At 40.1% G+C, this 12,874-nt stretch carries 8 protein-coding genes; all 8 read left to right on the forward strand.

The window, feature by feature from the left end; all coding sequences use genetic code 11:
• Positions 1–211 precede the first annotated feature (211 nt).
• On the forward strand, positions 212–1,219 hold the full coding sequence (locus AC3WR0_RS12800) for a sugar-binding protein (RefSeq protein WP_492552677.1): 1,008 nt from the start codon (positions 212–214) through the stop codon (positions 1,217–1,219).
• Complete coding sequence (locus AC3WR0_RS12805; protein ID WP_492552678.1) at positions 1,220–2,692, forward strand: sensor histidine kinase; 1,473 nt, start codon at positions 1,220–1,222, stop codon at positions 2,690–2,692. It begins immediately after the preceding gene.
• Positions 2,661–4,256 (forward strand): response regulator, encoded by a 1,596-nt coding sequence (locus AC3WR0_RS12810; protein ID WP_492552679.1) that lies wholly within the window; start codon positions 2,661–2,663, stop codon positions 4,254–4,256. The genes AC3WR0_RS12805 and AC3WR0_RS12810 overlap by 32 nt, the downstream gene beginning before the upstream one ends.
• Positions 4,257–4,522: 266 nt before the next feature.
• The gene (gene mglB, locus AC3WR0_RS12815; RefSeq protein ID WP_027323584.1) at positions 4,523–5,578 is read left to right on the forward strand and encodes a galactose/glucose ABC transporter substrate-binding protein MglB; all 1,056 of its coding nucleotides are present in this window, start codon (positions 4,523–4,525) and stop codon (positions 5,576–5,578) included.
• 203 nt (positions 5,579–5,781) lie between these two features.
• Positions 5,782–7,284 (forward strand): galactose/methyl galactoside ABC transporter ATP-binding protein MglA, encoded by a 1,503-nt coding sequence (gene mglA / locus AC3WR0_RS12820; protein WP_492552680.1) that lies wholly within the window; start codon positions 5,782–5,784, stop codon positions 7,282–7,284.
• 12 nt (positions 7,285–7,296) lie between these two features.
• On the forward strand, positions 7,297–8,310 hold the full coding sequence (mglC, locus tag AC3WR0_RS12825; RefSeq protein ID WP_492552681.1) for a galactose/methyl galactoside ABC transporter permease MglC: 1,014 nt from the start codon (positions 7,297–7,299) through the stop codon (positions 8,308–8,310).
• Positions 8,311–8,635: 325 nt separating this feature from the next.
• Positions 8,636–11,677: a beta-galactosidase, LacZ type gene (gene lacZ, locus AC3WR0_RS12830; protein ID WP_492552682.1), complete on the forward strand. Its 3,042-nt coding sequence runs from the start codon at positions 8,636–8,638 to the stop codon at positions 11,675–11,677.
• A gap of 101 nt (positions 11,678–11,778) precedes the next feature.
• On the forward strand, positions 11,779–12,831 hold the full coding sequence (locus AC3WR0_RS12835) for an aldose epimerase family protein (RefSeq protein WP_492552683.1): 1,053 nt from the start codon (positions 11,779–11,781) through the stop codon (positions 12,829–12,831).
• The last annotated feature ends 43 nt before the right edge of the window (positions 12,832–12,874 follow it).

Genomic DNA, 12,874 nt, shown 5'->3' on the forward strand with positions numbered 1-12,874 from the left:
CACGAAATCAATAAGTAAATGCACGAAATCAACGTGTGAATGCCCGAAATAACAGTGGAATGCCTGCCGGCAGGTAGATATGCCCGGCCGCAGTTTGACATCCACGTGTTCCTTCGGATTGTCCACTATCAGAAAATAAATCTCATTGCCGGCTTCCACAATTGCTTATATAATAGCCTTAATCTTACGAATAATTAGATTGGGGAAATTTATGAGCAGACTATCTATCACTGCATACTCCTTAGGGATTTTACTTTTTTTAATAAGTTGCTCATTATCTATTTTTTACGGATATAAAGTTGTCACTCACCACTTGCCACAAGAGCAAGTGGCTAATAAAAAATACCAATATCATTTTGTTCTCATACCTGAAGAACTGGACAATGAATATTGGCGGCTTGTTGAAAAAGGTGCCAGGGCCGCTGCAAAGAAACATGGTGTCCTGCTGGAGTATGTGGGCCCTAAACAGGCGAACTTGGATGATCATTTGAAAACGATTGAAATGTCCGCAGCCTCCAAGGTGGATGGCATTCTCACACAAGGATTGAGTGATGCTCAATTTAATCCGCTGATTAATAAGGTAGTTGAAAAAGGAATACCGGTTATTACCGTTGATACAGATGCACCAAACAGTAATAGAATGGCCTATATAGGAACGGATAATTATTACTCCGGTTTTTTGGCAGGCAAGGAAATGATAGCGGATACAAAGGGTAAGGTTAACGTTAACGTGGCGATTATTACGGGAAGCTTTTATAAAAACCATCAGCAGCAGAGGGTAAAAGGCTTTAAGGATGCTGTGAAATCTGAAAAAAATATTAATATTATTGATATAGAAGAATCTGAGATTAGCAGAGTAAGAGCTGCTGAGAAGGCTTACCAGATTATCGCTGAACATCCTGAGGTTAATGCTTTTTTTGGGACAAGCGCCCTTGATGACATTGGGATTGCGCAAGTAGTAGAGAAATATAATAAGCAAAAGCAAATTACTATTATAGGGTTTGATACATTACCGGAAACACTTGATTACATAAAAAAAGGAACGATAAAAGCAACTGTGGTTCAGGAGCCCTACAAAATGGGATATGGGGCCGTGGAAATGATGCTCAACTTGCTTAAAGGAAAAACGGTGCTTCCGATTGTTCATACAAAGACTAGTATTCTAACAGCAGAAGATTTGCCTCTTGGTCCCTTAGGCAGACTGGAGGAGAATAAATAAATGTTATTCCGGATTCGATCAAAGCTCCTTCTTTACTTTATTGTCCTTGTTGTTTTATTAACGTCTGTGGGCCTCTTTTTTTATAACAGCAGTGAGAAGCTTGTTAGTGAGTATGATAACAGCTTTGAACGCTTTCTGTTGCTTAATGATATTTCACAAAGAACCAATCTGGTTACCGAAAAGCTCCATGCTTATATTTTAGATAAAGATATACCATATTTAGACCAATATCGAAAGGAAAAGGCGAAGCTTCTTAATGACCAGAAAAGACTAAATAAGGTAATGGAATCAAACGATATTACTCTGGTTAACTATAAAAATATGATAGACAGTTTTTTAAAGGAAAGCGATGAAACGGTAAAAGCCTTTGAAAAGGATGATATCAATCAATACCCAGACCATTTTAACGAGGTATTAAAAATAGGATCCTTTTTGCATGAGAGTACTCTTGGCCTTTTAAATAATAAACTGACTGATTACCGAAAATTTTATAATCAAATGGAAGAGCAAAACCGCTATTATAAATATCTTTCCTTTTCATTATTTGCAGCAGCCTTTTTTCTAAGCACACTGCTGGCCTTATGGATTTCAGGAGGAATTACGAAACCGATCAGCCTTCTATCAAAAGCGGCCAAGGAAATTGCAGGAGGCAATCTGTCAGGAGAAGAAATACAAATAGCTTCGAAGGATGAATTAAAACCATTAACCGAGACCTTTAATCAAATGCGGACAAATCTCAGAAAACTAGTATTGGAAATTAAACAGCAATCCGAATTGGAGAAGCTGTTGAAAGAACTGGAGCTAAGGAGCCTGCAAAGCCAGATCAATCCCCACTTCCTGTTCAATACACTGAACACAGTTTCAAAAATGGCTTATCTGGAAGAGGCGGAACAGACATCAAGACTAATTGAAGCGGTTGCCGCTCTTCTTCGCTATAATCTCGGAGACCTTCATGGAGCATCCACTCTTAGGGACGAAGTGAGAATTGTAAAAGAGTACTTTTTTATCCAAAAAACAAGATTTGGAGAACGAATCCAATTTGTTACACAAATTGAAAAGGATTGCCTTGATATTGAAATACCGAGCTTAATACTTCAGCCTTTAATTGAAAATGCCTTTATCCATGGGGTTGAGTCACTGGAGGAAAATGCGATAATTCGCCTTCACATTCATCGCCATCGAGACAATATCCATATAGAGGTGATTGATAATGGGGCCGGGATGGATGAAGCGACAAAAGAGAAATTGCTATGGCATGGTGAAGGAACACATGCGATTGAAACGGAAAAGGCAACTGGGCAATCCAATGGAATTGGTGTTAAAAATGTTATACGAAGGCTTCAGCTCTTTTTCCAAAAAGATGACATAGTTCAAATTGAATCTCAAATAAATATGGGAACTACCTTTAGATTAATCATTCCGGGCGGTGCAGGAGGGGGAAATGACCGTGTTGAAAATTTTAATCGTGGATGACGAGGTGCTGGAACGAAAGGCATTGACGAAAATTATAAATAGCAGCACTCCCAATGTGGCTGTAATTGGTGAAGCCCCAAACGGAAGAAAAGCGATCGAAATGGCCCTGGAGCATAAGCCTGACATTATTTTTATGGACATTAAGATGCCGGGGATTGACGGAGTCCAGGCAGTGAAGGAAATAAAAAAAGTAGAACCGGGTATCCGCATCATTATGGTTTCAGCCTTTAATACATTTGAATACGCCAAAGAGGTCATGCAGCAGGGAGTAAAGGAGTACATTCTAAAGCCGAGCAGCAAAAAAGATATTCTTGCAAGTCTTGGTCGTGTTTCCGATGAAATTACAGAAGAACGCAAACAAAAGGAAGAGCAGCAAAACTTAAAGAAAAACCTGGACCGTGCTGTATCTATTGCCCAAAAAGAATGGGTTTCATCGTTATTAGTAAACCAGGTACAGGACATTACCTTTGAAGAATGGAGCCAGCTGCTGGGTGTGGAGATTACCTATGGATATATCATGCTTATCTCCCTGGCGCCGCAGCAAACCGACCCTTCAAGGGAGGAAAAGCAGGAAAGGTATTTATGGCTAAAGGAAGAGCTTAAATCCATATCCAAAAAGTATGAGACTGTAGTTGGCCCCATGACAGATATGCAGACTGCAGTTTTATTTTTGGGCAAGAAGGCGACAGAAAAGGCAAATTTTAAAATAAGTGCGGTTGCGATAATCGACAATCTTAATAGTCTATATCAAAAAAGATTCCAATCCGAACTTAGGATAGGAATTGGCCTTCCTTACAACCATGCAAATGAATTAAATAAGTCCTATCAGGAATCAGTAAAAGCCCTTCATGAGCTTTTAAAAGTTCCTTTCCGAAAGTACTTATTTGGTGATAAACAGGGATCAACAGAGAATGCTGGTGATGCAGGCATTTTGGAGGCTGAGAAAAGATTGCTCGATGCATTGCGTGAGGGGGATGCCAGCCAGGTTCTGTTTGACTTTGATTCCTTTGTTAAAAAGCTTACAGGTAAGGAAACAGATAGATCTTTTATTAAAAAGTCCTTTGAGGAAATGTTTATCCTCATTTCCCGAATGCTCCATGAACTAGGTATAAATTATGAACGGACTCCTTCCATTGAGGAGGGGGATAATATAATGACAGTTATTGACACAGGAAAGTCATACTTAATGTCAGTTGTCCATCACATCCAGGTTTGGAGAAATAATCAGGCAAAGGGAATGCTCCACAAAGCAAAAGAGTATATTGAAAATCATTTTGGAGATTCTCTAACATTGGAATTTGTTGCAGAATATGTTGGCCTCAGCCCTTATTATTTTAGTAAACTCTTTAAAGATCGTTTTGGCATGACCTTTATCGATTACTTGACTGAAATAAGAATAAAGCAGGCGAAAACGGCTTTGCTGGATCAGGAAAAAAGTTTAAAAGAGATTTGTTATTCAATAGGCTATAAGGACCCTAATTATTTTAGCCGTGTATTTAGAAAACAGACTGGCCTGTCACCCTCAGAATTTAGAAAGACAGCGGCTGTGGTTGCTGAAAATTAACGAAATGGCCCGGTAAATGGAACCGGGCTTTTTCAGTTTTTACGATATTTATAGTGTTTTCCACTTTTTTGAAATAATATTTGTTACAAAAATATTTCATGCTTGGCAAAATAATCTAGAAAATCACAATTTAGTGCTATAGATTTTAGGACTTATTAAAAATCTCTCATGCTACTATATTTGTAAGGGCTTTCAGCAAGAACGGCGGTGCTGTCAAAAACAGCTTGCCAAATGTCTTTATAAACATATAGAAGGAGAATGATGACATGTTTAAGAAAAAAGGTTTAGTTTTGTCCTTAACAGTAGCATCCAGTATTCTGTTAGCCACTGGCTGCAGCAGTACAACTGGCGGATCTGGGGGTTCCGGCAAAGACAGCGGTAATCCGGCAGTTGGTGCCACAATCTACAAGTTTGATGATAACTTTATGTCTTATGTTCGCCGTTCTATGGAGGATGCAGCAAAAGGAAATGTAAAGCTTATGCTGAATGACTCCCAAAACGACCAGTCCAAGCAGATTGAACAAGTTGATACGCTGATTGCCAAGGGAGCAAAATCTCTTGCTATTAACCTAGTAGACCCTAAGGCAGCTCAAACGATCATTGATAAAGCAAAACCTAAAAACATTCCTGTTATTTTCTTCAACAAAGAGCCAGATGAAAAAGTATTAAAAGGCTACGACAAAGCTTATTATGTTGGAACAACTTCCTCAGAATCAGGTGTTCTTCAGGGTGAAATGATTGCGAAGGCATGGGAAGCAAATAAAGATAAGTGGGACAAGAACCATGATGGCAAGCTGCAATATGTTTTGCTTAAAGGCGAGCCTGGACATCCAGACGCAGAAGCACGTACCAAGTATGCTGTAGATACAATCAAGGAAAAGGGCATCCAAGTAGACGAGCTTGCAATGGATACAGCTATGTGGGATGCAACAAAAGCAACTGAGAAAATGGATGCTTGGCTTGCAAAGTATAGCGATAAAATCGAATTCGTCATTGCGAACAACGACGGTATGGCTTTAGGAGCAATAGCTTCACTTGAAAAGGCTGGCTATTTCAGCGGCGACAAGTACATGCCGGTTGTAGGTGTTGACGCAATTCCGGAAGCTCTTGAAATGATTGAAAAAGGAAAAATGGTTGGATCAATTCTGAACGATGCCAAGAACCAGGGTAAAGCAACTGTTCAGCTTGCTGCTAATGCTGCAAAAGGCAAGGATGTTCTTGATGGAACTGAGTGGAAGCTTGATGATAAAAAAGCTGTCCGCGTTCCGTATGTTCAAGTTGATAAAACGAACATCCAAGTTGGAAAAGACGCATACAAGTAAGAGAAGACAAAAGGAGCAGGCGCCCGAGGGAAAGCTTTCCCCATCCGGGCGCTCCTCGAACGAAGGAAAAGAATTTAGGTTCTTTTCTTTCGTTCGGGGCTGTAAATCCAGAAACGGTACCGAAATGAATAGCGACTAAAGTATGGGATGCACTTATATAGGGTTTCTTATATTTTTTAATAGTATAGCGAGGAGGTTCGCTCATGTCAGAAGCAGGTAATACTTATTTACTTGAGATGCAAAACTTAACTAAGAGATTTCCTGGGGTTGTTGCTCTTAATAATGTTTCGCTTAAAGTAAAGGCCGGCTCAGTCCATGCCTTAATGGGCGAAAATGGTGCAGGAAAATCCACTTTAATGAAATGCCTGTTTGGCATTTACTCTATGGATGAAGGAAAAATTTTCTTTGACGGACAGGAAGTCCAATTTACCAGTTCAAAGCAAGCGCTTGAAAATGGTGTTTCCATGGTTCACCAGGAGCTGAATCAGGTTCGCCAGCAGAATGTAATGGATAATATTTGGCTGGGCCGATATCCCCATAAAGGGATATTTATTGATGAGAAGAAAATGTATGAAGATACGAAAGCAATTTTTCAAAGCCTTGATATTAATATTGATCCGCGCAGCAAGGTAAGCACTTTGTCTGTATCTGAGATGCAAATGGTTGAAATTGCAAAAGCTGTTTCGTACCATTCAAAAATTATTGTGATGGATGAACCAACTTCATCGTTAACAGAGACTGAAGTAAATCATTTATTTAAAATCATTAAAAGGCTCCAAAGTGAAAATGTGGCTATTATCTATATCTCTCACAAAATGGAAGAAATACTGAAAATTTCGGATGAAGTGACCATCATGCGCGATGGCCAGTATATCACCACCAAAGATGCAAAAGAACTGACAACCAATGAAATTATTAAACTGATGGTTGGACGTGACTTATCTCAGCGCTTTCCTGAAAAAATTAATGAACCTGAAGAGGTAATTTTAAAGGTTAAGGATTTCACAGCTGAAACCCAGCCATCCTTTTCAAATGTTAGCTTTGAACTGAGAAAAGGCGAAATTTTAGGAATAGCAGGGCTCGTTGGATCCAAACGCACAGAGGTAGTAGAGGCATTATTTGGATTAAGGTCATTAAAATCCGGGACCATTGAGCTTAATGGCAAGGCGGTTAAAAATGATACACCACAGAAGGCTATCAAAAATGGATTTGCCCTTGTGACAGAAGAAAGAAGAACGACAGGAATATATCCTGAATTGAGTATCAGCTTTAACTCTATCATTGCAAACCTAAAGCAGTACAGAAAAGGTATTTTCTTATCTGATAGTAAGGTGCATGACGATACAAAGTGGGTCATTGATTCTATGAAGGTTAAAACGCCATCACAGAAAACGTCAATAGGAAGCCTGTCGGGAGGAAATCAGCAAAAGGTTATTATTGGCCGCTGGCTATTAACAAGACCTAATATCCTATTGCTTGATGAACCGACAAGGGGTATTGATGTTGGTGCCAAGTTTGAAATTTATCAACTTATCAATAACCTGGCAGCAGAAGGAAAGGGAATCATTATGATTTCTTCAGAAATGCCTGAGCTATTGGGAGTAACAGATCGCATTTTAGTTATGAGTAATGGAAAAGCAGCTGGAATCGTCAATACAAAAACGACTTCACAAGAAGAAATTATGCGATTGGCAGCATTGTATTAGGAGGGGAAATTAATGGCAACAAAAAGATCGAATATATCCAAATGGCTATTTGATAATGTAATTTATGTGTTTTTAGTACTGCTTGTCATAGGAATCGTTATTGCTTCGCCAGACTTTCTATCGATGACAAACCTGATTAATATTTTAAGCCAATCCTCATCAAGGATTATAATTGCGCTCGGAATGGCCGGTATCCTGATTACTGCTGGTACGGATTTATCCGCAGGACGTATGGTTGGTCTTGCAGCCGTTGTTTCAGCATCGCTTTTACAGGCATCTGATTATGCCTATAAAATGTATCCGCATCTTGCCGAATTACCATTAATCATACCAATTCTTGTAGCAATGGCTGTGACAGGATTGATTGGTGCTGTTAACGGGGTAATTGTCTCAAAACTGCATGTACCACCCTTTATTGCCACTTTGGGTATGATGATTGGCGTGTACGGAATTACTTCCATTTATTTTGACCGCCCTCCATACGGTGCGCAGCCAATTGGGGGATTAAGCCAAACCTTTACTACTTTTGCACAGCGCGGAATTCCAATAGGACAATATGAAATTCCTTATCTTCTGTTATATGCTATTATTGCGTCAATTTTAATCTGGGTAATGTGGAATAAAACACAGCTTGGAAAAAACATGTATGCTATTGGCGGTAACCCTGAAGCAGCAAAGGTTTCCGGTGTAAACGTTGCTAGAAACATTATTATTATCTATATGATTGCCGGTCTTCTATATGGTTTCTCTGGTACGCTTGAAGCTGGGCGTGTTGGCAGTGCGACCAACAATACAGGTAATATGTATGAGCTAGATGCCATCGCAGCCTGCGTAGTAGGCGGTGTATCACTATCAGGAGGTATTGGAACAGTTCCTGGAGTTATTACAGGGGTTCTTATTTTCCAGGTAATTAACTATGGTCTTGCCTTCCTGGGGGTTAGTCCATATATCCAGTACATCGTTAAAGGATTAATCATTGTTGTGGCTGTTGCCTTTGACATGCGCAAACACGCGAAGAAAAAATAATTTGATAGTTTTATATTTAAAAGGCCCCTTTAATGATCAGTGCATAAATTGCACCTCATTGAAGGGGTTTTCCGCTTTAGCCATTATAACGTGACCCCAAATGGGGGGAAGGTGGCGAAAGGGGTAACAATACCCGCAGTATAGTGACCTCAAATGGGGGGGGAAGGTGGCGAAAGGGGTAACAATACCCGCAGTATCGTGACCCCAAATGGGGGGAAGGTGGCGAAAGGGGTAACAATACCCCTGTATAGTGACCCCACATGTACCGAATATAGTAAAAAGGGTAACAAAATCAATCAAAATACTAATAGAAAGAGGAATTAAATTGACTATACATCCAACAATAGATTGGCTGAGTGACTTGCAGGTTTTTGCTGTTAACCGCCTGCCTGCCCACTCCGATCATTCCTACTATGAGACTTTGGGGGAAGCGAAGAATGCCGGTCCCATGAAGCTAAGGTACGATTTAAACGGAAATTGGAAATTTAATTACTCCGTCAATCCTGATAATCGCCCGGAGAAATTTTACCGTCTTGATTTTGCTTGTTCAAGCTGGGAAGATATAACCGTTCCAGGACATATTCAGCTTCAGGGATATGGAAAGCCTCAGTATGTTAATACCATGTATCCCTGGGATGGCCATAATGATATACGTCCGCCTGAAATTCCGATGGACCATAATCCGGTAGGCAGCTATGTTAAATATTTTACTGTTCCGGAGCATATGCAAAATAAGCCGCTGTTTATCTCTTTTCAGGGAGTAGAATCAGCCTTTTATGTTTGGTTAAATGGAGAGTTTGTTGGCTATAGTGAGGACTCCTTTACACCATCGGAATTTGACCTTACTCCTTATCTAACTGAAGGGGAGAATAAGCTGGCAGTTGAGGTTTATCAGCGCAGCACGGGCAGCTGGCTTGAGGATCAGGACTTTTGGAGACTTTCCGGCATTTTTCGTGATGTTTACCTTTATACAGTTCCGCCCATACATATTCAGGATTTATCGATTCTTACTGATATGGATTCATCTTTTTCGAATGGCTCGGTTCGCGCGAATCTTAAATTCTTAACCATTCCGCCAGGCGGAACAAAAATTACTGCCGACTTATATGACCAGAAAGGGACTCTTGTAGGGCACACTGAAGGAGGATTTACTAATACAGATAGCAGCTTTGCTTTAGACCTAGAGGAGCCGGAGCTTTGGAGTGCTGAAAATCCCTATTTATATAAATTATATATTCAAATCATAGATCAATCCGGAAATTTAATAGAAGTTGTACCGCAGAAGATTGGCTTTAGAAGATTTGAGATGGCTGATAAAATAATGCGGCTTAATGGCAAGCGAATTATTTTTAAAGGGGTAAACCGGCATGAATTCAACTGCAGGACCGGACGTGCCATTACAAAAGAAGACATGCTGTTCGATATTAAAACATTAAAACAAAATAATATAAATGCAGTCCGTACGTCCCATTATCCAAATCAAAGCTATTGGTATGAATTATGTGATGAATACGGGATTTATGTAGTAGATGAAATGAACCTTGAAACTCATGGTTCCTGGCAAAAGATGGGGGTTGTAGAGCCATCATGGAATATTCCGGGAAATCATCTGGAGTGGCAGAATATTGTTATGGACAGAGCTGCTTCTATGTATGAACGGGATAAGAATCACCCTTCAATCCTAATATGGTCATGCGGTAACGAATCTTACGCGGGCGAAGTTATTCTTAATGTTTCCCGTTATTTTAAATCGGTTGATTCAAGCCGGCTTGTTCATTATGAAGGTGTCTTCTATGTTCCTGAATATAGAGAGACAAGTGATATGGAAAGCAGGATGTATGCCAAACCAGCAGATATTGAAAAGTATTTAAACGAAGATCCCGACAAGCCTTATATCAGCTGTGAATATATGCATGCTATGGGGAATTCTCTTGGAGGGATGTATAAATACACAGATCTTGAAGGTAAATATCTGATGTATCAGGGCGGATTTATTTGGGATTATATTGATCAGTCCTTAATTAAAAGGGACCGTTATGGTAAAGAATTTTTGGCATATGGCGGTGACTTTGATGATCGCCCAACCGATTATGGGTTTTGTACCAATGGCATTGTCTATGCAGACCGTAAGCTTTCGCCTAAAATGCAGGAAGTAAAATATCTTTATCAAAACTTTAAACTCCTTCCGGACAAAACAGGAGTAACCATTACGAACGAGAGCCTTTTTATAGATACATCAGATTATTATTTAGAGTACTCTCTCAATCGGCAGGGGAAAGAGTTATTTTACGGCAGGGTTGAAGTTAACGTTGCGGCCCAAAGCAGTTGCCGAGTTGAATTTAACTTGCCAGCAGGGCTTTCAGAAGCTGCTGGAGAGTATTATATAAATTGTTCTCTTAAACTTAAAAGAACCACAGTTTGGGCAGAATCTGGATATGAAATTGCTTTTGGACAATTTATTTTCAATGGAGAAAAAGAAGAAACGAATCAAATTAAACACCCTATTGAAGACATTCGTATAGTTAAAGGCGATATCAATATTGGTATCCACGGCAGGGACTTTTCTATCCTATTTTCAAAACAGGCCGGAAGCCTGATTTCACTTAATTATGCAGGCCGGGAAATGATTGCGGCACCACCTGCACCGTTGTTTTGGAGAGCCACAACGGACAATGACAGAGGTTTCTCGCAGGACTACTATTCGGGCTTATGGTATGCAGCAAGTCTTGCAAGAAAGTGTATTGGAACAAAGGTGGACGTTTTACAAGATAAGGTCAGCGTCATGTTTACTTATAAGCTCTCTATCAGTGAAAAGGCTGAAGTCTTAGTTACTTATTCTGTTTATCCGGATGGAAGCTTACGAGTCAAATCGGCTTATTACGGTACTGAAAACCTTCCCCCAATCCCGGCCTTTGCTTTGTCCTTCAAGGTGCCTGCTGATTATGATCAGCTTGAATGGTATGCTTTTGGACCCGAAGAGAATTACGCAGATCGATCAAAGGGTGCCAGACTGGGAGTATTTAAAAACAAGGTTTCCGAGAATGTTTCGGGTTATGTAAATCCGCAGGAGTCCGGGAACAGAACCGGTGTCCGCCAACTGGGTATCATGAATCAAAACGGCCAGGGGATAAAAATAGTATCAGCTGGCTTACCGCTTGAGTGTAATGTTTCACCTTTTACTGCTTTTGAACTTGAAAATGCAAAGCATCATTACGAGCTTCCGAATGTCCATTACACAGTTGTGAATATAGCAGGCAGACAGATGGGTGTAGGCGGCGATGACAGCTGGGGCGCACCCGTCCATGAGGAGTATCTTATTCCTGCTAATCAAAATTTGGAATTTGAATTTGGTATAAGCCGTATTTAAAAAAAGGTTTTAAATGCATGCTGGGGGCTATAGAATAGTAGTTATTTTAATCGATGATCCTATCATTAAAAGAACGAATAGGATGAAGGAGTGGAGAATCGATGGAAGTTAAAGAGAGACAGCTCGGCGATTACGAGGGAGAACCGGTTATAGAATATACATTGGTTAACGATAATGATATGTCGGTATCCTGTTTGAACTATGGCTGTGTAATTACGAAACTATTTGTTCCCGGCCGCAATGGAGTTATTGAAAATGTTGTCCTGGGTTTCGATGAATTCGAAGCCTATCCAAAATGGTCCCCATATTTTGGAGCCGTTGTCGGAAGGGTAGCGGGAAGGATTGGAAAAGCAGAGTTTGAGCTCGATAGCAAGACATACCATTTGACTGCCAATGACTCCTCCAACCATTTACATGGCGGTGAAAAAGGGTTCAGCTTTGTAATATGGGAAACTGAGAAAATAGAAGAAGCAGAGTCGGTGGGTGTGAAGTTTTTTTACAAAAGCCCTGATGGTGAAGAGGGCTACCCAGGAAATTTGGAAACAACAGTTAAGTATCTTTTAACCAACGATAATGAATTAAGTATTACTTATGAAGCTAAAACAGATCAAAAAACGCTGGTGAACTTTACGAACCACTCTTACTTTAACTTAAGCGGAAATTTAAAAAGGGACTGTTCCGAACATGTTCTGAAGTTCGATAGCGACCGTTTTTTGGGGATGGATTCCGATATGCTTCCGACAGGAAAAATGATTGAATCAAAAGGAACACCTTTTGATTTTCGAAACGGCAAAAAAATAAAGCAAGGTATTTATTCGTCCAATCCTCAGAATGTGATGGTAGGAAACGGCTATGATCATCCGCTTCTATTTACAAACCCTGGGGAAAACATGATTGAGCTAAGGGATGAAGAAAGCGGCCGTTCATTAGTGGTAACAACCGACCAGCCCTGTGTGGTTCTTTACTCGGCGAATCAGCTTGAGGAGGAACCTTATACTCTTTCAGGCAATTTACCAACTAAAAACTATTTGGGTGTCTGCCTGGAGGTTCAAGGCTATCCGGACGCCATTCATCATCCCGAATTTCCTTCAATCGTATTAACCCCAGAGGAAACATTCAAATCTACTACTAGGTATCGCTTTTTATCACAGTAAATTTAACAGATAAATAAATGAGCAATAGATAGGGAGATAAGCC

The organism is Neobacillus sp. FW104-15D2, from assembly GCF_058790155.1.

Bases quoted from the DNA above. Each gene is read 5' to 3' on its own strand.
- mglB (WP_027323584.1), top strand. From the start codon at position 4,523: ATGTTTAAGAAAAAAGGTTTAGTTTTGTCCTTAACAGTAGCATCCAGT.
- AC3WR0_RS12805 (WP_492552678.1), top strand. From the start codon at position 1,220: ATGTTATTCCGGATTCGATCAAAGCTCCTTCTTTACTTTATTGTCCTT.
- AC3WR0_RS12800 (WP_492552677.1), top strand. From the start codon at position 212: ATGAGCAGACTATCTATCACTGCATACTCCTTAGGGATTTTACTTTTT.
- AC3WR0_RS12835 (WP_492552683.1), top strand. From the start codon at position 11,779: ATGGAAGTTAAAGAGAGACAGCTCGGCGATTACGAGGGAGAACCGGTT.
- AC3WR0_RS12810 (WP_492552679.1), top strand. From the start codon at position 2,661: ATGACCGTGTTGAAAATTTTAATCGTGGATGACGAGGTGCTGGAACGA.
- mglC (WP_492552681.1), top strand. From the start codon at position 7,297: ATGGCAACAAAAAGATCGAATATATCCAAATGGCTATTTGATAATGTA.
- mglA (WP_492552680.1), top strand. From the start codon at position 5,782: ATGTCAGAAGCAGGTAATACTTATTTACTTGAGATGCAAAACTTAACT.